This window comes from Rhizobium sp. P1_B8 (assembly GCF_056406515.1).
This window is the reverse complement of sequence record NZ_JBFTZZ010000001.1, coordinates 269,401-288,610: the sequence shown is the minus strand read 5'-3', so window position 1 is coordinate 288,610 and position 19,210 is coordinate 269,401. Positions and strand designations below refer to the sequence as shown.

The following is a 19,210-nucleotide window of genomic DNA, read 5'->3' as shown; positions in this document are numbered from 1 at the left end:
GCATCATGCTCTATCTCACCCAACCCGTTGCCAGCGCGCCTGCCCAGTCGGCACGGCCCCTTTCGGTGGCCAGTGCTGACATCGCCATATGGTCATAGGCGACCGTTCGGAACTGCCATATCCATCCGGCCGCCGTCTTTTCCAGAATGGCGTAGCTCGCCAGCGGATGGCCGACTTCCACCTTGTGGTAATAGGGCAGCTCGTCGTCATAGGCCGCGCAGCCGACGCTGCCGGGGTTGACGATGAGACGGCCGTCGGAAAGCCTGATAGCGCGGGGGATGTGGCTGTGGCCGCAAAGGATCAGCGGCAGGTCGATGCCGTCGGCCAGCGCCTCGATTGCCTCGATCGGCTTCAGGAAGACGAAACCCTCCGGCGAAACGGATTCCAGCCAGTAGAGATTGTCGTCCTTCGGCGTCGCATGGCAGAGATAGACCTCATCGCAATAGACGGTATCGAATGGAAGACTACGGATCCAATCGAGATGGGCTGGCGACAATTGGTGATAAGCGGCGGCATCCGAAACATGCAGCGCCGCCGGATCCTGTTCGATCAGGTAGCGGTCGTGATTGCCGCGGATCGAGGTCAGGCCGAGCGGCATCAGCAAGTCTGCCGTCTTGCCGGCTTCGAGCGGCCCGCTAAAGAAATCGCCGAGATTGACGATCTCCTCGATGCCCTGTGCACGAATATCCGCAAGCACCGCCTCGAGCGCCAGATGGTTTCCGTGGATATCGGCAATTGCCGCAAACCGCATTTTTTAGCTCCCTCGATAGGTAGAATAGCCATAGGGCGAAATCAGCAGCGGCACATGGTAATGCGCCGTGACGTCGGCAATGCCGAAGCGGATCGGCACGAGATCGAGGAAGGCCGGATGCGGCAGAGGCGTGCCGCTCGCCCTCAGATAATCGCCGGCGTGGAAGACCAGCTCATAGGTACCGGCTCGAAAATTTTCGCCAATGAGGATAGGGCCGCCATCAACCCGGCCGTCGGCATTGGTCTCGACCGTCTTCAGATGCCTGCGAATCTCGCCGTCGAGCTGAAAAAGATCGATCCTCAGGCCCTCGGCCGGCTTGCCGAGGGCGGTGTCGAGAACATGCGTGGTCAGTCCGGTCATGGGGCTGGCTCTTTGATGATAAAAGGGGCTTCGAAGAAGAATTCTTCCAGATTGTTGCCTGGCCCGTCGCGGTCGACGACCAGGAAGTCTGAGGCTTGGTCGAGCGCCATCAGCGGATGATGCCAGACATTGCGGCGGTAGTTTACGCCCTGGTCGCCGCGCGCCAGAAACACCTGCGGCCTGCCCGGGCGGCCGTTCTCGTCCTCGGAGACGACGACGAGAAAAGGACGGCCCGAGACCGGCGAGAAACTCTGGCTGCCGAGGGGGTGGCGCTCCATCATCCCGACGTCATAGGGGAAGCTGCGCGGCTGTCCGCGAAAGAGGTTGATGATGACGCCTGCGCCCTCGCCCGTCGCATCAGCGGTGGCCAGCGCATGAAAACGCTCCGTCGTGCCGCCATTGATGAACCGCATCGAGGCCGGATCGGCCTCAATCACCTCGCCGAAGGGAGCGAAGGCGGATTTGGTGAGCGGGCGGATCTCGAGAAATTCGGACATGGCTTCATTCGCCTTGGGCATGCCAGTAACGGACCGCATCGATCGCGGAAAGAAGCTCCGGCAGCGTGCGATAGGTCGCCTCCCATATGTTCGACGGACTGAGATCGAAGACTTCCTCGAGGATAAGGTTACCCATGCCACAGATTCTCGTCCATGGCAGATCGGGATGCTCAGTCGCAAATTCCGGATGGTTGACGAGCAGTCGGGACGCCGCCGCACCGATGGTGAAGTGGCAGAAGGCAACAGCCTTGAAGGTGAGCTTGTCCCCGGCGAACGCCGCCTCATCCATTCCGCCGACGAAAGACAGCGCTTCGGATGCCGCCTCATACATTTCATTGAGATAGTCGATGGCGCGCCGCTCTTTCATTCAGCCTCCGGCAGCATCGATGTCAGCCGCAGCAGCGCGATCCGTTCGACCTGCGCCGTCGCGGTCACAAATTCCTCATGCCGATCATTGCCGATCCGTGTTTCGAACGCCGACAGGATATCGTCCTTGCCAAGCCCCTTGACGGCGATGATGAAGGGAAAGCCGAATTTTTCGACATAGATCGAATTGAGTTCGGTGAATCGGGCATACTCGGCTGGGCTCAAGCGATCGAGACCGGCGCCGGCCTGCTCCTTCCGGCTGTCCTCGGTGAGTTCGCCCGATATCGCGAGGCGCCCAGCAAGGTCAGGATGGGCGTTGAGCACGCCGAGACGCTCCTGCGGGCTTGCCGCGCGGAAGATGGCGGTTAGCGACGCATGCACGCCGGCCGCCGTCAGCGGCTCCATCACGGGGCCGGCGTCATAGGCGCGCTCGGCGATGAAAGGCGAATGTTCAAAGACGCCGCCGAAGCGGGAGACGAAATCCTCGCGCGACACCATCAAAGCGCTTCCGGCTGATGGTGCTTGTGCCAGTGTTCGGCGATCTCGATGCGGCGTGGAATCCAGACATTGTCGTGCTTCAGCACATATTCGATGAAGCGTTTCAGCGCCGCTGCCCGGCCGGGACGTCCGACGAGGCGGCAATGCAGGCCGACTGACAGCATCTTCGGGCTGCCCGTCTTGCCTTCCTCATAAAGCGTATCGAAGGCATCCTTCATATAGGTGAAGAACTGATCGCCGGCATTGAAGCCCTGCGGCGTCGCAAATCGCATATCATTGGTTTCAAGCGTATACGGAATGATCAGGAAGGGTTTCCCGTCGACGCCCTTCACCCAGTAAGGCAGGTCGTCGGCGTAGGAATCGGAGGAATAAAGGAAACCGCCCTCCTCCTGCACCAGTCGCAGCGTGTTGTCGGAAGGCTTGCCCTGATACATGCCGTAGGGCCGCACGCCGGTGAGTTCGGTGTGCAGTCGCACGGCTTCGAGGATATGTTTGCGCTCCAGATCTTCGGGAAAATCCTTATATTCCAGCCACCGGTAGCCGTGGCTGGCGATCTCCCAGCCGGCCTCCTTCATCGCGGCAACGGCCTCGGGGTTGCGGGCCATCGCCAGCGTCACGCCGTAGACGGTCGCCTGCACCTTGAGATCGGTGAACATGCGCCAAAGCCGCCAGAAGCCGGCACGCGAACCATATTCGTAGATCGATTCCATGTTGAGGTTGCGCTGCCCTGGCCAGGCGGCCGCACCGACGATCTCCGACAGCAGGTTTTCGGAAGCTGGATCGCCGTCGAGGATCGAGCTTTCGCCGCCCTCCTCGTAGTTGATGACGAACTGCACGGCGACGCGTGCCTCGTCCGGCCATTTCGGATCGGGCGTCAGACGCCCGTAACCAACGAGATTGCGCGGATAAGTCTCGGATACCATCAAATCACCTTCTGAAAAGACGGGGAACGGTAGCATCCGCAGCCGGAATGTCGAGACGGAAACTGCTCGGCCGGATTTTGCCTTTGCGGCACAAGGCTTTAGCTCATCAGCATCCTTAGGCGATTTTGCGCGCGCTGACCTTGCCCATCGGATGCAGCGAGTGAACGCGGAAAGGGCCGCCGGTGCCCTCCTCTATCATCAGCGCCACGTTCGAAACCGTGACAGGCTCGGTGAGGACAGGCTCGAAGATTGTCCGCAACACCGGCTCGAGGCGCGGCATGTCGATCGCGTTGACGGGACCCGTCACCGGCATATGAAAGCGGAATTCCTCCATCACGTAGGGATTGCCCCAGCGATGCAGATTGGCAAATTGCGTCGCCGATAGCCCGTCCGGATCGCTGCGTTCGATCTCAGCCTCGCTGAGCGGCGCGCGGAAACGATCGAATTCCTGCACGATCGCCGAAGCGAGATACTGGATCTGCTCGCAGGGAGTGCTCGGCAGCAGGCTGTAGAAATTGCCGAGCCGGGCGACTTCGATGCGCGGAATCTGGAAGGGAACAAAGGTCCCGGAAAAACGCATCAGATCGCGCAGGAGTTGCGATTCGGGCATGTCGCGGGACAAGTGGAACGGCGCCTTCAAAACGCCGTGAAATCCGTAGCGCCGCGGCACGGCGGTATGGAAGGCGATCTCGTGAATGCCGAGGCCACGGACTGCCGGAGGCTCCATCATATCGCCCGAAAACACGTTTCGGCCAAGCCAATTGGCGGCCACGAGCGACAGCGGATCGCTCGCCGGCGGCGTGAAGCAAATGGCATAGCGCATGCAATTTCCTCCATCAAGGAAGTGAGCGCCGGTGAGATCCGGCGCTGTCGATGCGCAAGCAGATAGGTGATTTGCATGACAGAATAACGAAACGCAGCGCCGCCTAATTCACGTTTAACGTGAAGCCGCGGCGATGTGGCTTGAAATTGCGAAGCTTTCCGGCAGCAGAAATCCGCAGTCTGTATCGCCTGCGATACATATCGCCGCCTCCGCCAGCCGGTGGGCGAGGCCGAAGCTGACCTTGAAGCCGCCGGTCAGCGCGATCAGGCGCCGGTGATCGGGATGGCGGCCGATCATTGGATCCCGGTCGATCGCCTTCGGACGAAGCCCGGCCCAGCGCTCGACAACGGGAGCGTCGCGAAGCGTCGGCACGATGCCGCGCGCCGCCTCGATCAGCACGTCGAGCTGGGCGTCGGTCGAGCTGGGATCGTCAAAACTGTTCTCGCTGGTGCTGCCGATTGCCACGTGCCCGCCCTCATGCGCGATGACATAGAGCCCGTCGAGAAAGATCGTCGGCAGCGCCGGGTCAATATCGGCTTTCAACAGTGCTGCCTGCCCCTTGACCGGCTGGCCGAGCGGTTGTTTCAGCCCCGGCGTCAGTTCTTGCAGCAATGGAAAGGAGCGATGGCCGGCGGCCACGATGCAGTGACTGAAAGCGATCGTTTCACCGTTGATTTCGGTCGTGCCGCGATCAGGGTCAAGGCACGCAACCGTCGCATGCTCCAGGATACGAACATGCTTTGCTCGCCGAAGGAAGGCGATAAGCGCTGCGATCAGCAAGCGGGGCGCAACGCGCGCGGCGAGCGTGTCGTGCACGAAGCCGCTCTCGCCGGCGGACGCCTCGATCCAGCCGTTGACCGGTGGCCTGTCGAGCACATGCCAATGGAAGCGGCGCTCGCCCACCCGCCAATGCTGTTCAGCGTCCTCGAAATGGCCGCGCGCTATTTTTTTGAGATGCGGCTTCGGCAGCGGGATCAGCCGTCCGGACCTGTTATACCCGGCGGAAAGCCCGGTCTCGGCTTCGAGCGCTGTGATTTCGGCTTCGAGCGAGACCAGTGCATCGAACTGGAACTGCTTCTTCTCCGACCATCGGTCCGGCATATGCGGCATCAGCGCGCCGAGCAGGCCGCCGCTTGCACCTTCGCCCAACCTGCCGGCGTCAGCAACAAGAGTACGGATGCCCCGGCGCTCGGCATGGACGGCCGCCCAGAGCCCCATGATGCCGCCGCCGACGATCAGCAATTCTGAGGATGATTGACCTGAGACCGGCTGAGGACTATCGGCTTTTTCCATGACAGACGTGAACCCCGATCAGATTGGCGCGGGCGCGCCGCAGCCGCTCGAATGGCGCGACGGCGATATGCCCTATTCCACCGCCTTTGGCGATCATTTTTATTGCCAGACCGATGGGCGGCTGGAATGCGGCCACGTTTTTCTCGCCGGTAACGGCCTGCCGGAACGCTGGAACGGGCAGAGATTCCGGATCGGAGAACTCGGCTTCGGCACCGGCCTGAACTTCGCCGAAACCTGGCGGCAATGGAAGCTCCACCGTGCCGACGGCCAGCACCTGCATTTCACCTCCTTCGAACTCCACCCGATGCGCGGCGAAGAAATCGGCCGGGCGCTGTCGCACTGGCCGGAGATCGATGCCGAACGTCAGGTGCTGACGGCGGCTTGGCCGGAAATACCGGTCGGTATCGTGCGACTCGATCTCGACGCCCAGACGACGCTCAGCGTCGTATGCGGCTATGCCTTGGACGGCGTCGCGGCAGCCGAAGACGACTTCGACGCCTGGTATCTCGACGGCTTCGCCCCGTCGCGCAACAGCGATATGTGGTCGGAGGAACTGATGCGGCTCGTCTGTGAGAAAAGCGCAGCCGGCGGCACTTTCGCCACCTATGCGGCGGCCGGCTTCGTGCGCCGCAATCTCATCGCCGCGGGTTTTGCCGTCGAGCGCCGCCAGGGCTTCGCCGGCAAGCGCGAAATGCTCTGTGGCATCAAGGCATCCCCCAGTCAGCGCGCAGATCAGTAGCTGGTGCGCTCCGGCTGCTGCTCGCTCGTTCCGAGCCACTGGCGGATTTTTTCCTCGAGCAGCTCGGGACTGATTGGCTTCGACATGTAGTCGTCCATGCCGGCATCGAGGCAGAGCTCGCGGTCGCTTTCGAGCGCATGGGCGGTGACGCCGATGATCGGCACCCGGTGCCCCTGCCCGTTTTCGCGCGCGCGGATCGTCTGGGTCGCCTGATGGCCGTTCATGACGGGCATTGAGACGTCCATCATGATAATGCGCGGCGTATACCGCTCCCAGGCGGCGACCGCCTCCTCGCCATTGTCGACGACGAGGAAGGAAAGACCCGTGCCTTGCAGGATCTGTGTGAAGACGATCTGGTTGACCTCGTTGTCCTCGGCGACGAGCACGTCGACGAATTCAGCGGTTCGCTTCTGCGGCGCAGGCGCGGGCGCCTGCACGGCCACTTCCGTCTGCAGCCGGGCAATCTCGGCCTCGGATGCCTGCTTGACGCGGCTGGCGCGCACCACCTCGACGACCGTGTTGCGCAGCACGTTGGCGCGCGCCGGCTTCATCAGATGCGCGTGGCCGTTCAGCGCCGCGAATTCCTTTTCCGTGCCGGAAATATCCATCGACGTCAGGAAGATGATCGGCAGTTCGACGAAGCGGGGATCGGCTCGTAGCCTGCGCGCGACATCGGCGCCGTTCATATCGGGCATGTGATAATCGAGCACGACGGCATCGACGGTGACGCCGAGATTGGCCGCCGCCTCCAGAATCGCAAGACCGGTACCGCCGCCTTCGGCGGCCACGCCGTCGAAGCCCCAAAGGGACAGCTGTTCGGTCAGGATTCGCCGGTTCACTTCATTGTCGTCGACGACGAGGATGCGCGCACCCTGCACGTTGATCGGCAACGGCTTCGGCTCAAGGCGGGCGGCCGCAACCGCAAACGGCAGGTTGACGGTGAAGACCGAACCCTTGCCCCATTCGCTCTCGACATTGAGATAACCGCCGAAGAGGTCGACGAGCCCGGCGGTGATCGCAAGACCGAGGCCTGTACCCTCATGCCGCCGGGTCGATGAGGCGTCCACCTGCGAGAACTTGTCGAAGACCGATTCGAGCTTCTCCGGCGGAATGCCGATACCAGTATCCTCGATGCGGATACTCGCCATGATCTCGCCGCCGGCGGCCGGCTGGAAGCCGACATCGACAAAGACATGGCCGCGCTCGGTGAACTTGACGGCGTTGCCGACGAGATTGGTGACGATCTGGCGGAAGCGCCCGGCGTCGCCAATGACCGCAGCGGGCAAATCGGGCGCGGCTCGCACCAGGAGCTCGATGTTCTTCTCGGCGGCGTGCGAGGACAAGAGTGTCGCTACGTCCTCCACCGCTTCGGTGATATCGAAGGCGGCTTTGCGCAGTTTCATCTGCCCGGCATCGATCTTCGAGAAGTCGAGGATATCGTTGATGATCGTCAGCAGCGCATTGCCCGACTTGACGATGATATCGACGAAGGTCTTCTGGCGCGTATCGAGATTGGTCTTGGCAAGCAGTTCCGCCATCCCAAGCACGCCGTTCATCGGTGTGCGAATCTCGTGGCTCATATTGGCGAGGAATTCGGATTTGGCGCGGTCGGCTGCTTCGGCGCGCGACAGCAACTGGCGCAGTTCCTCTTCGCGGCTCTTGAGTTCGGTGACATCGGTAAAAAGCGCCACCCAATGCTGTCCCCGGCTGACCGTTGCATCCATGTTCACCCAGCGCTCGCCGCCGACATGGAAGGCAGTGGAGATGGGCAACCTCGCCGCGATATTGTCGCGCCAACCCTGCAGAATCTCGGCCGCGTCCTCGTGGAAGTCGCCGCGCGCAGCGCAGAACTCGAACATGCCGAGCCAACCTTGCCCGGTCTCGATATAGGTGGCGGGAATCTCCAGGATATGAGCCAGCGCCTCATTAGACATCTTGATAATGCCGTCCTGGACGATGGCGAGGCCCTGCGGCATGGCGTGTGTCGCGTCGCGCATCATCTCGCCGAGATGCTCCAGCGCGGCACGGGCCTCGTGGACCTCATTTTCCCGCTCACGCACTGCCGTGATGTCGGCATAGGTCAGCAGTATCCGGTCGTTTGAGATACGGCGGCTGTCGAATATGACGGATTTGCCACCCGCCCAGCCGAGCTCGATCGGCTCGGGCTCCTCGGTTTCGAACAGGTGCTTGCGAAAAGCGTAGATTTCCTCGGGCGTCTGTGTGCCGTCGTAGCGACCGAGCTCATAATTGCGGCGGATGACGTCGATGAAGGGGCGGCCGTCGAAGGGATCGTCGAGCGGCAACTCCCAGATGCTGTAGAACTCGTCGTTGACGGAGAGGATCCGGTGGTCGTTATCGAGGATCAGCACGCCGATCGGAAGCGAGCGTAGGATATTCTCGATATCCCGGTGCAGCACCTCTTCCTGCTTCTGCGCCTCGATCAGCGCCTTCTCTCGTTCCTTGAGTGGTGAGATGTCTGAAAAGGAGCCGACGACATAGGGCCGACCATCCGCTGTTACGACGCGGTTGACGCGCGAGAGGACGGAATAGATATGGCCGTCCTTGCTCGGCAGCAGGCTTTCGATCTCCTTCGACTTGCCTCCCTCCAACGCCAGCAGGTTTTCCTGGTAGATCGCCTCGCCCCCTTCCGGACCGAACATTTCGTATTCGGTCATCCCAAGGACCCGAGAACGGCTATGGCCGCTGAAGGTTTCGTAATATTGATTGGCATAGACGAGGCGATGCTTCTCGTCGCGCACGAAGGCCGCGACCGGGAGGTCCTCCAGGATGGTCCGCAGCAGGTCGAGCTCATTGACGCTCTCGTGCCAGGCCGTGTCGCTGACAGCCGCAGGCTTTGCGTCGTTGCGATAGGCGGCGTTGACGACCAGCGGCCGGCCATCCTCGGCAAATATGCCAATCGGATGGTCGAGCTGTTCCAGCGCCTCGCGCACGCGGGCGAAATCGGCGGCGTCGTCGCTATCGTCGGCGGCGCGGCGCGGCGCGGCGCGCACTTCGAAAATGCCGAGCACGTAAGCCCGGTCCAGCGATGGCGAAAAGCTTTCTATCTGGATGCGTTCATGGCTGAGGCCCGCCGCATCGAAGCAGATTGCGTTTTCCTCAGTGCCGAATACCAGCGCGCGGCGCTCCTTGTCCTCACGATCCTCTTCCTCGGGACGGTCGAGAAGCTCGCGGCTGCGCCTGCCGATGAAATCGGAGATTTCGCGACCCAGAAAACGGGCATAGGCCTCGTTGACGGCGACATAGCGTAACTCGCTGTTCTTGACATAGGCCGGGGTATCCAGATCAGCGATCCGGCGACAAGCCAACTCCAAAAGTTCCCCGGCTGATTTCAAAAAATATCGCTCCCGCAATGAATGAAATATCGACTACAAAAACTATAACGCCAAGGCTTTTAACAAGGTTTTAACCATAAATTTCGACAGCGGAATTTTACGAGCCGGCTCACCAAGCTGAAGATAATTCGAGATTACCAGCCCCGGCTTGCACGAGACTGAAAGAACGCCCGCAATAATTCTTTCGACGTCGGGATCCCTTGAAATCATGACGAAAATTTAATGCCGGAGCCGCTTGCGCGGCCATTGCGCCGCCGCGATCCGGGCCGAGTCTCGGCATGGCTTTATGGAAGCCATGCCCATGAAAGGAAAATACCATGTCCGTTTTTCATAAGACCATGGCGACGGGCCTGATCGCCCTGACCTTCGCCGGCGCCTCGCTCGCCACCGCCACCACCGCCGATGCCCGTCCACGCGATGCCTTCTGGGGCGGCCTTGCCGCCGGCGTCGTTGGCGGCGCCCTGCTGTCGGAGGCCGCCCGTCCCGCCTACCCGGTCTATCCGGCTTACCCTGTTTATCGCCCCTATCCCGTCTATAGGACCTATTACCGGCCGTCATATTGCCATATCGAATGGCGGCACGATCGCTGGGGCGAGCCCTACCGCGTCAAAGTCTGCCCGGAATAGGAAAACCGCAGCCGGCGCCGCTTGACCTCCGGCGGCGCCGGGGCAAAGCAACAATGAGCTTCGGCATCAATGCCGGTAACGCAATGCACGCGACATCACTCAATTCGATAAAACGCCTTGCTCCACAATGCCAGAGCAACAATTCCGCGCTAAATCCTCGATTGGCAATTTGTTCGTCGCTCTGTCAAATATCGCAAAAGGCAGCTAGTAACCCGCTCGTAGCGTTCATGCATCTTGCTTTCGCTATCGATCGCATTTCAAGCATTCAGCCGGACGTTAAGCATGCAGAGGGGCAGAGACGGAATGGCCGCGAACATCCCGGCTGCCGGTTGGGCGGCCGACGTCGTCGATTTCCTATCCCGAAACCTCCCTCGCAACGATGAGGAAGACGGATGGGACCATATGTTCCTAACGGCCTATCAGATCGGTTGCGAAGCTCTGGTGGCGCTTGGTCAGGCTGATGAAACCAGCAGAGGTACGATCCCGCGTAAGAATGCCCGACTACCTGACGAGTTGCCGCGTTGGGACGACCTATGCGTCTCAGTGCTTCGACTGGCGGCACAGCAGAGGTTGCTATTTTATCGCTTGCCTGACGGCAGTGTGCCTCTAGCGACGGGTGACTGGGGCATTTACCGGATAGGCGCACCACCTCCGCCTCCACCGAACATCGCTGCTGCTAACGGTCTTGGTCCCGCGTTCGCAACATCCGAGGTTTTGACGGTCCTTCGGGCATTGGGGTTACTGACCGAAGGCCGTTGGACCGAGATTGCTGAAACCGTCTTCTGGCGAGACTGGCCAGAGGAATGGGAAATGGATTTCAACTCCGATCCCCGTTTCTCTGATGCCGTCGAGCAAGCGCTCGCTACGATACCAGCTGATATCCGCGCCGAAATGGACAAGCTTGTCACCATCACCAACACGGATGTTACGGCCGCAGTGAAGCGAAGTGCGTCAGCTGCAGAGGAGACGCGCGCTAAGTATGGGCCGAACGCCTCTATAGGCCCACCCGACACTCCTGAACAGGCAAGAAGAGGTTTGGAGTTCCTACGCCGGGCCGAACTTGACTGGCTGTTCTTCCGCCGCTGGCGTCTTGCTGACGGTTGGCTCGCACCAAAGGAGGCGAGCAAAGCGCTGGAAATCTTCCACGACGATCTGGCTATCGCCATGAGGCGCGCCGTCGCTAAACGGCTCTACCCGAACTTAACGTTCGCGGCCGCCAGATAAGTAGGAGGACCAGCATGCCGGAACCGCTCAAGAACCTGCTGCATGAGGCATTGGTCGGCGATATGGCCGACCGCATTGCCGGCAACGCGCCGACTTTCGATAAAAGCCGCTTCGTGACGCTGGCGACCGAGGGCCTCACCGCGTTGGAGCTGATGGAGCGCTCGGCCCTGATCCGCGACGCACTGTTTGCAACACTTCCCGGTGATTTCCGAGAGGCCGCAGCCATGCTCAAGGCGAGCCTGCCCGCCGCCGGCAGGCCGGGGCTCACCGGCTGGATGCTGCTGCCGGTCAATCAGTTCATCGCCGCACGCGGCCCCGATCACTTCGATCTCGGTCTTGCTCTCCTGAAGTCGCTGACGCCGCATTTCACAGCCGAATACGGCATCCGCCCCTTTATCCACCGCGACCAGCAGCGCGCGCTGGCCATCATTTCAGGCTGGGTCGACGATCCCGATCAGCATGTGCGACGGCTGGCGAGCGAAGGAACGCGGCCGCGCCTGCCTTGGGCGATGCGTCTGCCGCAGCTCGTGAAGAATCCAGCGCCGATCCTGCCTATCCTGACCGCGCTGATGGATGATCCGGAAGATTATGTGCGCCGCTCCGTGGCCAACAGCCTGAACGACGTCGCCAAGGACCACCCGGACCTGGTCGCCGCCTTCATCGCCAGTCATATCGACGGCGCTTCATCCGAACGTCGCTGGCTGCTGAAACACGCCTCGCGCACGCTTCTGAAGAAAGGCCACGCGCAGGCGCTCGCCAATTTCGGCTTCGCCGCGGCCGCTTCGCTCGAATGCGAACTGCGGCTCCGGAATGCTGAGGTGATGTTCGGCGAAGGGCTGGATTTCGAAATCCTGGTAACAAACGCCGGCGAGCGAGCGCAGTCGCTGATGATCGACTACGCCATTCACCATATGAAGAGCGACGGTTCGCTCTCACCCAAGGTCTTCAAGTGCAAGGCAATAATGCTCGCTCCGGGGCAAAGCCATACAATTGGGCGCCGCCACGCGATGCGGCCAATCACGACGCGACGCTATTATCCAGGCGAACATCGCATCGCCATCCTCGTCAACGGCGTTGAGACCGCATCGCAAAGCTTCGTCCTCGTCATGCCCTCCCCTGACCCGGCTTGAGGCTTTCTTGTGCACTGCACTTGACTTTCCACGCGAACTAGCCCAAATGCGGGTCAGCTTTCACCCTTCCGGCCGCCGCGTGAGCGTGCCCCTGCTGAAAAATACAGACGCAGGAAGAAGGGACAAAAGCGCATTTCGATAGAGCGCCGCACTCCCATGAGCGGCCAGAAGCGCTGGAAAGCTTTTTCCAACTCACAAGTTCCCACTTCACGCGGGGTTCTTGACGCCAGAATGAAACCGGATCGCATGGTGCGTTCCGGCGATAGTCATTGTGGCGCCCCGAAAGGTTATACCTTGACTAATTTTGAATCGCTTGGTGTCTCCAAGCCGATCGTCGCTACTTTGTTCCAGCTCGGCATCGAGACGCCGACGCCCATCCAGGAACATGCCATTCCCCTCCTCCTCGAAGGCCGCGACCTGATCGGCCTTGCCCAGACCGGCACCGGCAAAACCGCCGCTTTCGGCCTGCCGCTGATTGAAAAGCTGCTCGCCGACGAGCGGCGTCCCGACAACCGCACGACGCGCACGCTGATCCTGGCGCCAACCCGCGAACTGGTGAACCAGATCGCCGAGAGCCTGAAGAAGTTCATCCGCAAGTCGTCGCTGCGCATCAACGTCGTCGTCGGCGGCGTCTCGATCAACAAGCAGCAGCTTCAGCTCGAAAAGGGCACCGACATCCTCGTCGCCACGCCGGGCCGCCTGCTCGACCTCGTCAATCGCCGCGCGATCACGCTGACCACGGTCCGCTATCTCGTGCTCGACGAAGCCGACCAGATGCTCGACCTCGGCTTCGTGCATGATCTGCGCAAGATCGCCAAGATGGTGCCGAAAAAGCGCCAGACCATGCTCTTCTCGGCCACCATGCCGAAGGCGATCGCCGATCTCGCCGGCGAATATCTCGTCGATCCCGTCAAGGTCGAAGTCACGCCCCCGGGTAAGGCTGCCGACAAGGTCGAACAGTACGTCCATTTCGTCGGCGGCAAGAACGACAAGACGGAACTGCTCCGCAAGTCGCTGACCGAAAACCCTGACGGCCGCGCCATGGTCTTCCTGCGCACCAAGCACGGTGCGGAGAAGCTGATGAAGCATCTCGAGAATATCGGCTATTCCGTCGCCTCGATCCACGGCAACAAGAGCCAGGGCCAGCGCGAGCGGGCGCTGAAGGCCTTCCGCGACGGCAGCATCAAGACGCTGATTGCCACCGACGTCGCCGCCCGCGGCATTGACATCCCTGCTGTCAGCCATGTCTACAACTACGACCTGCCTGAGGTGCCTGACGCCTATGTCCATCGCATCGGCCGCACGGCGCGCGCCGGCCGCGACGGTATCGCCATCGCTTTCTGCGCTCCCGACGAAGCCAAGCTGCTGCGTGATATCGAGCGCCTGATGGGCATCGACATCGCTGTCGCAAGCGGCGAACCGCCGGCCAACATCAGCGGCGGACCCCGCCGTGCCAACGGCAATGGCAACAACCGCAGCCGTAATGGCGGCCAGGGTCGCGAAGGTCAGGGTCGTGGCGAAGGCCGTGGCGACCAGAACCGTTCGGAGCATCGCGGCAACCGTCAGGAACGCCGCCCGCGCCGCGAAGGTGAAGGCAGCGAAGTCCGCGCCGGCGGCGACGAGCGTCGTCCGCGTCCGGAGCGCCCGACCAGCCGCAACGAGGATTTCCGCGGTCAGCGCCGCGGTGAAGCGACCCCGGATCTCGGCCCCGACAACGATCTGGCCTCGACCTCCGATTTCCGCTCCTCTGCAAAGCCACAGCGTCCGGCCCATCACGGCGCCCATGCCAATGGTGAACCGAGCGGTCATCACCGCGGCAACAGCCGTCACGCCCATGGCCGTCCGGCCCGCAAGCACGGCGAGGACCGCGGCGCGCAGCAGGCCCAGGCCGGCGAACCGCGCCGGGATGGCAACGGCGGCAACCGTCGCGGTGGCTCCGGCTCCCGCAACGGCGGCGGCCAGCGCCGCGAACGCGCCTGATAATTGAACGATCGAAAATCAAAAAGGCCGGGGATATCTCCGGCCTTTTTGTTATCCAGCGCATCGGCCCGAAAATCGGAATCGATTTTCGGAAAGCACGATGCGTAGATTCAAAGAGTTAGAGCGTCCTTTGTGCGTCCGAAAGGACGCACGGCGCTCTAAACCTCCGCAGGCCTATGCTCGCTGAACGCCTTGCGGTTGGTGAGATAGACGCCTGTCACGACCACTACGGTGCCGACGATCAATGGCAGGGTCAGCGGTTCTCCGAAGGCGATGAAGGCTTCTAGAGCGACCGCTGGCGGCATCAGGTAGATCAGCGAGGCGGCGCGTGACACCTGGCCCCGACGGATCAGATGAAGCAGCAGCCCGACGCCGCCCATCGACAGGCCGAAGACCGACCAGGCAAGCGCGCCATAGGCCTGTGCGGCGCCGTCGAAATGCTGATGCTCGAAGATCAGCGAAAGCGGCAGGGTGAGGATCAGTGCTCCGATATATTGCAAGGTCGCGATGGTTCTGAGGTCGCCGGATTGCAGGTGCTTCTTCTGATAGAGCGTGCCGTAGGTGACGGACGCCATGGCGACCAGGTTGATCGCCAGCGGCAGGGCGGCATGCGTGAGATCGGCGGTCGCCGGATCGAGCAGCTTCGGCGAAACGGCGATGGCAATGCCGATGAAGCCGAGAGCAAGGCCGAGCTTCTGTGCCTGCTGCAGCCGTTCGCCGATGAGGAAGGGAGCTGCCATCGCCGTCAGCAACGGCTGCAGCGCCGCGATGATGCCCGATATGCCGGCCGGCACGCCATTGGCGATCGCCCACCAGAGACCGGCGAGATAGAAACCATGCAGGAAGAAGCCGGAATAGACGGCGCGCAGCGTCGCCGCCCGGCTGGGCCATTGCGCCCGCACCACCAGGCAGAGCGCCAGGAATGCCGCCGCCGACAGCGCATAGCGTATCGAAAGAAAGGTGAAGGGCTCGGAATGCAGCGAGGCGTATTTCGCCACCACCCAGCCCGTGGACCAGAGCAGGACGAAAACGGCGGGGGCAAGGCGATCGAGAGACATGGGGCATGGCTCGGGAGAGAAGGGTTCGCCGTGCTGATAGCCCCACCCGGCGGCTGCAGTCAAAAGCGAAGCGTTGATGCTTATTTGAAATTTCGCTGATGCAACGACCGGATGGCGGTTGCCACGGAGGGCGCCGAAGCTCGCGCACATGACCATATTCGATCGCCCTGGCCGAACGAAAAACGGTCACATGCTCAGATTTTGCGCAGCCCTTGCGATTGATTATCCGCCATGCCGCCCCGCATCACCTTAAATGCCCAGATTTTCACCCGTTTCCCGCAGCGCAAAATCTTTTCCTCGAACTGCGCATGGTTCTTGCATTGCCATTTGCGTTGTATTCAAATGAACAAAAAGGGGAGCCGAGCCTTTGGCATTTGACGAAATGATTACCGGGGACGAAAGTCCTCGCGCGCCTTATGAAAAATACTTCGAGTGGTACAACAGCCAAGACCGGGCGCATCTGATATCCAAGTCACGCGATGCGGAAAACATCTTCCGGAAGACCGGCATCACGTTCGCGGTCTACGGCCACGCCGACAGTTCCGAAAAACTCATCCCCTTCGACATCATTCCCCGCATCATCTCCGCTCGCGAATGGCGCAAGCTCGCCCAAGGTATCGAGCAGCGGGTGATCGCGCTTAACGCCTTTCTGGACGATATCTACCATAAGCAGGAGATCATCCGCGCCGGCCGCGTTCCGCGTGAACTGATCGAGAACAACGTCACCTTCATCCCCGAAATGATCGGTTTCCGGCCGCCCGGCGGCGTCTATACGCACATCGTCGGCACCGACATCGTGCGCACCGGAGAGGACCAGTTTTACGTGCTGGAGGATAATGCCCGCACGCCCTCCGGTGTCAGCTACATGCTGGAAAACCGGGAAACCATGATGCAGATGTTCCCTGAACTCTTTCATGAGAACAAGGTGCAGCGTGTCGAGGATTACCCCTATCTGCTGCGTCAGAGCCTCGCCTCGCTCGCCCCTCCTGGCTGCAAGGGCAAGCCGCGCGTCGCCGTGCTGACGCCGGGCATTTACAACTCCGCCTATTACGAGCATTCCTTCCTCGCCGACATGATGGGCGTCGAACTGGTCGAAGGCTCGGATCTGCGCGTCATCGACGGCAAGGTGAAGATGAGGACGACACGCGGTTACGAAGCGATCGACGTGCTCTACCGCCGCGTCGACGACGACTTCCTCGATCCCCTGACTTTCCGGGCCGATTCCGCGCTCGGCATTCCCGGCATCATGGATGTCTACCGCTCCGGAAACATCACCATCGCCAATGCGCCGGGCACCGGCATTTGCGACGATAAGGCGATCTACTCCTATATGCCCGAGATCGTCGAATTCTATACCGGCCGCAAGGCGCTGCTCGAAAACGTGCCGACCTGGCGCTGTTCGGAAGCCGATAGCCTGAAATATGTGCTGGAGCATCTGGAAGAGCTGGTGGTCAAGGAGGTGCACGGCTCCGGCGGCTACGGCATGCTGGTCGGCCCGACGGCATCGAAGAAGGAGCGCGCCGATTTCGCCGAGAAGCTGAAGGCCAAGCCGAACAATTACATCGCTCAGCCGACGCTGTCGCTCTCCACTGTGCCGATCCTCGTCAACAAGGGCATCGCGCCGCGCCATGTCGACCTTCGCCCCTATGTGCTTGTATCCGACAAGGTTCAGATCATTCCGGGTGGTCTCACCCGCGTGGCGCTGAAGCAGGGCTCGCTGGTGGTCAATTCCAGCCAGGGCGGCGGCACCAAAGACACCTGGGTATTGGAGGACTGATGCTCGGAAGAACCGCAAACGGCCTATACTGGATGTTCCGTTACATCGAGCGCGCCGAAAATATCGCCCGCCTCGTCGATGCTGGGCTGCGCATGTCGCTCACCCGCAGCAGCGCAGGCGATGACAATTGGGATGGCGTGCTGCAAAGCGCTGGGGTGCGCGAGGCATATGACGAGGGCCACACGAAGCTGACGAATGCCGACGCGATCGACTATCTGCTGCGCGATCGCGCCAATCCATCAAGCGTCATGTCCTGCATCGAGTCCGGCCGCAACAATGCCCGCATGGTGCGCACCGCGCTGACGCGGGAGACCTGGGAAGCCACCAACGAATGCTGGATCGACTTGAAGTCGCTGCTCGAAAAGCGCGTCAAGGCGGCCGAAATGCCAGAGGTGATCGATGTCATCAAGCGCCGCGCGGGCCTCATCCGCGGTGCCTTCCATGGCTCGACACTGCGCAACGAGCTCTATAATTTTGCCCGCATCGGCACCTTCATCGAGCGGGCCGACAATACCAGCCGCATCCTCGACGTGAAATACTACGTGCTGCTACCCTCGGTCTCGGCCGTCGGCTCCTCTCTCGACAATGTGCAGTGGGAATCGATCCTGCGCTCGGTCTCCGCCCACCGCGCCTATAGCTGGGCCTATGACGGCGAATACCGGGCGATGAACATCGCCGACTTCCTGACCCTCAATGTCCAGATGCCGCGCTCGCTTGCCTATTGCTACGAGAAGATCGTCAGCAATCTCGGCTATCTCGCCCAGGATTACGAGGAGCGGCTCCCTGCCCACGATACCGCGGATGCGATCCGCAAGACACTGCAGACGAGAGCGATCCGGGATATCATGGATCAGGGCCTGCACGAATTCCTGGAGGATTTCGTCTCGCGCAACAACAAGCTCGGCGCGGAAATTTCCGACGGCTACCGGTTCTATGTATAAGCGGATAACAACATGAGACTGAAGATCAGCCACCTCACCGAATACCGCTACGACGGACCGACGCAGTTCTCGCTACAGAGGCTGCGGCTAACGCCGCCGACGAGCCCCGCTCAGAAAGTGCTCGGCTGGGCACTGAACGTCGAGGGCGCCACGCCCGAAGTGGAATATGACGACCAGTACGGCAATCACGTCAATCTGGTCTCGCTGGAAGGCGAGCAGGATGTGACGCGCATCCTCGCCGAAGGCGAGGTCGAGACGGAGGACAATAACGGCGTCACCGGCCCGCATGCCGGCTTCTGCCCGCTTTGGCTCTTCCTGCGCGACACGCCGCTGACCAAGGGCGGCAAGTTGGTCAAGGAACTGATCAAGGGCGTCGGTGGCGATAACGAGCTCGCCCGCATGCACGCGCTAATGGCCGCAATCCACGAAACGGTCGACTACAAGCCGGGCACCAGCAACACCGAGACGACCGCCGAACAGGCGTTGGAGAAGAAGAGCGGCGTCTGCCAGGACCATGCGCATATTTTCATTGCCGCCGCCCGCGCCTTGCAGGTACCGGCGCGTTACATCTCCGGTTATCTGATGATGGAGGAAAAGATCGAACAGGCTGCGACCCATGCATGGGCCGAGGCCCATATTCCCGGCCTCGGCTGGGTCGGGTTCGATCCCGCGAACGAGATTTGCCCGGACGCGCGCTACATCAGAGTCGCCTCCGGCCTCTGCTATCGCGACGCCGCGCCGATTTCAGGCATGCGCATCGGCACGCCGGGCGAAACGCTGTCGGTTACCGTGAAGGTCGAGGACGGCGGACAGATGCAAAGCCAGAGCCAGAGTTGAGCCGACCGCAAAGACAAATGGCCGGCGATCCGCG

The 19,210-nt window shown here is 61.4% G+C and carries 18 protein-coding genes; 8 read left to right on the top strand and 10 right to left on the bottom strand.

What is annotated here, in order from left to right:
• Positions 1-10: 10 nt before the first annotated feature.
• The 8 genes from AC1D2N_RS01350 to AC1D2N_RS01315 all read right to left on the bottom strand — a co-directional run bounded on the left by AC1D2N_RS01350 (position 11) and on the right by AC1D2N_RS01315 (position 5,511).
• Positions 11-751: a metallophosphoesterase family protein gene (locus AC1D2N_RS01350; protein WP_130652876.1), complete on the bottom strand. Its 741-nt coding sequence runs from the start codon at positions 749-751 to the stop codon at positions 11-13.
• 3 nt (positions 752-754) lie between these two features.
• Positions 755-1,111, bottom strand: coding sequence for a hydroxyisourate hydrolase (uraH, locus tag AC1D2N_RS01345; protein WP_003541961.1), 357 nt, complete (start codon positions 1,109-1,111; stop codon positions 755-757).
• A complete protein-coding gene (locus AC1D2N_RS01340) occupies positions 1,108-1,608 on the bottom strand; it encodes an ureidoglycolate lyase (protein ID WP_032980743.1) in 501 nt (166 codons plus the stop codon). Before AC1D2N_RS01340 ends, uraH begins: the two co-directional genes overlap by 4 nt.
• Positions 1,609-1,612: 4 nt before the next feature.
• A complete protein-coding gene (locus AC1D2N_RS01335; protein WP_130652877.1) occupies positions 1,613-1,975 on the bottom strand; it encodes a HepT-like ribonuclease domain-containing protein in 363 nt (120 codons plus the stop codon).
• Entirely contained in the window at positions 1,972-2,472 is a 501-nt protein-coding gene (gene uraD, locus AC1D2N_RS01330) for a 2-oxo-4-hydroxy-4-carboxy-5-ureidoimidazoline decarboxylase (RefSeq protein WP_130729353.1), read from the bottom strand. The genes AC1D2N_RS01335 and uraD overlap by 4 nt, the downstream gene beginning before the upstream one ends.
• Positions 2,472-3,395, bottom strand: coding sequence for an allantoinase PuuE (gene puuE / locus AC1D2N_RS01325; RefSeq protein ID WP_130652879.1), 924 nt, complete (start codon positions 3,393-3,395; stop codon positions 2,472-2,474). Before puuE ends, uraD begins: the two co-directional genes overlap by 1 nt.
• A gap of 115 nt (positions 3,396-3,510) precedes the next feature.
• Complete coding sequence (locus AC1D2N_RS01320; protein WP_130652880.1) at positions 3,511-4,218, bottom strand: DUF1045 domain-containing protein; 708 nt, start codon at positions 4,216-4,218, stop codon at positions 3,511-3,513.
• 114 nt (positions 4,219-4,332) lie between these two features.
• Positions 4,333-5,511: an NAD(P)/FAD-dependent oxidoreductase gene (locus AC1D2N_RS01315; RefSeq protein ID WP_130652881.1), complete on the bottom strand. Its 1,179-nt coding sequence runs from the start codon at positions 5,509-5,511 to the stop codon at positions 4,333-4,335.
• Between AC1D2N_RS01315 and mnmC2 the strand changes: the two genes are divergently transcribed.
• A complete protein-coding gene (gene mnmC2 / locus AC1D2N_RS01310) occupies positions 5,510-6,250 on the top strand; it encodes a tRNA (5-methylaminomethyl-2-thiouridine)(34)-methyltransferase MnmC2 (RefSeq protein ID WP_130652882.1) in 741 nt (246 codons plus the stop codon). The two genes, AC1D2N_RS01315 and mnmC2, sit on opposite strands and share 2 nt — an antisense overlap.
• Here mnmC2 and AC1D2N_RS01305 read toward each other — a convergent pair.
• Positions 6,244-9,603 carry a PAS domain-containing hybrid sensor histidine kinase/response regulator gene (locus AC1D2N_RS01305; protein ID WP_026230725.1) on the bottom strand — a complete coding sequence of 1,120 codons (3,360 nt, stop codon included), beginning with the start codon at positions 9,601-9,603 and terminating at the stop codon, positions 6,244-6,246. The genes mnmC2 and AC1D2N_RS01305 overlap by 7 nt on opposite strands.
• A 317-nt stretch (positions 9,604-9,920) precedes the next feature.
• Between AC1D2N_RS01305 and AC1D2N_RS01300 the strand changes: the two genes are divergently transcribed.
• The 4 genes from AC1D2N_RS01300 (at position 9,921) to AC1D2N_RS01285 (ending at position 14,563) form a co-directional block, all read left to right on the top strand.
• Positions 9,921-10,229 (top strand): hypothetical protein, encoded by a 309-nt coding sequence (locus tag AC1D2N_RS01300; RefSeq protein WP_065276685.1) that lies wholly within the window; start codon positions 9,921-9,923, stop codon positions 10,227-10,229.
• 303 nt (positions 10,230-10,532) lie between these two features.
• A complete protein-coding gene (locus tag AC1D2N_RS01295; protein ID WP_028733338.1) occupies positions 10,533-11,453 on the top strand; it encodes a hypothetical protein in 921 nt (306 codons plus the stop codon).
• 14 nt (positions 11,454-11,467) lie between these two features.
• Positions 11,468-12,583, top strand: a complete 1,116-nt coding sequence (locus AC1D2N_RS01290) for a DNA alkylation repair protein (protein ID WP_130652883.1) — start codon at positions 11,468-11,470, stop codon at positions 12,581-12,583.
• A gap of 246 nt (positions 12,584-12,829) precedes the next feature.
• Positions 12,830-14,563 (top strand): DEAD/DEAH box helicase, encoded by a 1,734-nt coding sequence (locus AC1D2N_RS01285; protein WP_130653557.1) that lies wholly within the window; start codon positions 12,830-12,832, stop codon positions 14,561-14,563.
• A gap of 158 nt (positions 14,564-14,721) precedes the next feature.
• Here the strand turns inward: AC1D2N_RS01285 and AC1D2N_RS01280 are convergent, their stop codons facing one another.
• Positions 14,722-15,621: a DMT family transporter gene (locus AC1D2N_RS01280; RefSeq protein ID WP_112906634.1), complete on the bottom strand. Its 900-nt coding sequence runs from the start codon at positions 15,619-15,621 to the stop codon at positions 14,722-14,724.
• A 367-nt stretch (positions 15,622-15,988) separates the two neighbouring features.
• On the opposite strand from AC1D2N_RS01280, the gene AC1D2N_RS01275 reads away from it, so the two are divergent.
• From AC1D2N_RS01275 to AC1D2N_RS01265, 3 genes are read left to right on the top strand one after another with little or no spacing between them, the layout of a single operon-like run.
• Positions 15,989-17,398, top strand: a complete 1,410-nt coding sequence (locus tag AC1D2N_RS01275) for a circularly permuted type 2 ATP-grasp protein (RefSeq protein WP_018446777.1) — start codon at positions 15,989-15,991, stop codon at positions 17,396-17,398.
• Entirely contained in the window at positions 17,398-18,339 is a 942-nt protein-coding gene (locus AC1D2N_RS01270; protein ID WP_018446778.1) for an alpha-E domain-containing protein, read from the top strand. Before AC1D2N_RS01275 ends, AC1D2N_RS01270 begins: the two co-directional genes overlap by 1 nt.
• Before the next feature lie 12 nt (positions 18,340-18,351).
• Positions 18,352-19,176, top strand: a complete 825-nt coding sequence (locus AC1D2N_RS01265) for a transglutaminase family protein (RefSeq protein ID WP_130652884.1) — start codon at positions 18,352-18,354, stop codon at positions 19,174-19,176.
• Positions 19,177-19,210: the final 34 nt, after the last annotated feature.

Coding starts and splice junctions, on each gene's coding strand:
- AC1D2N_RS01350 (WP_130652876.1), bottom strand. CDS start 751: ATGCGGTTTGCGGCAATTGCCGATATCCACGGAAACCATCTGGCGCTC.
- uraH (WP_003541961.1), bottom strand. CDS start 1,111: ATGACCGGACTGACCACGCATGTTCTCGACACCGCCCTCGGCAAGCCG.
- AC1D2N_RS01340 (WP_032980743.1), bottom strand. CDS start 1,608: ATGTCCGAATTTCTCGAGATCCGCCCGCTCACCAAATCCGCCTTCGCT.
- AC1D2N_RS01335 (WP_130652877.1), bottom strand. CDS start 1,975: ATGAAAGAGCGGCGCGCCATCGACTATCTCAATGAAATGTATGAGGCG.
- uraD (WP_130729353.1), bottom strand. CDS start 2,472: ATGGTGTCGCGCGAGGATTTCGTCTCCCGCTTCGGCGGCGTCTTTGAA.
- puuE (WP_130652879.1), bottom strand. CDS start 3,395: ATGGTATCCGAGACTTATCCGCGCAATCTCGTTGGTTACGGGCGTCTG.
- AC1D2N_RS01320 (WP_130652880.1), bottom strand. CDS start 4,218: ATGCGCTATGCCATTTGCTTCACGCCGCCGGCGAGCGATCCGCTGTCG.
- mnmC2 (WP_130652882.1), top strand. CDS start 5,510: ATGACAGACGTGAACCCCGATCAGATTGGCGCGGGCGCGCCGCAGCCG.
- AC1D2N_RS01315 (WP_130652881.1), bottom strand. CDS start 5,511: ATGGAAAAAGCCGATAGTCCTCAGCCGGTCTCAGGTCAATCATCCTCA.
- AC1D2N_RS01300 (WP_065276685.1), top strand. CDS start 9,921: ATGTCCGTTTTTCATAAGACCATGGCGACGGGCCTGATCGCCCTGACC.
- AC1D2N_RS01295 (WP_028733338.1), top strand. CDS start 10,533: ATGGCCGCGAACATCCCGGCTGCCGGTTGGGCGGCCGACGTCGTCGAT.
- AC1D2N_RS01290 (WP_130652883.1), top strand. CDS start 11,468: ATGCCGGAACCGCTCAAGAACCTGCTGCATGAGGCATTGGTCGGCGAT.
- AC1D2N_RS01285 (WP_130653557.1), top strand. CDS start 12,830: ATGGTGCGTTCCGGCGATAGTCATTGTGGCGCCCCGAAAGGTTATACC.
- AC1D2N_RS01280 (WP_112906634.1), bottom strand. CDS start 15,621: ATGTCTCTCGATCGCCTTGCCCCCGCCGTTTTCGTCCTGCTCTGGTCC.
- AC1D2N_RS01270 (WP_018446778.1), top strand. CDS start 17,398: ATGCTCGGAAGAACCGCAAACGGCCTATACTGGATGTTCCGTTACATC.
- AC1D2N_RS01265 (WP_130652884.1), top strand. CDS start 18,352: ATGAGACTGAAGATCAGCCACCTCACCGAATACCGCTACGACGGACCG.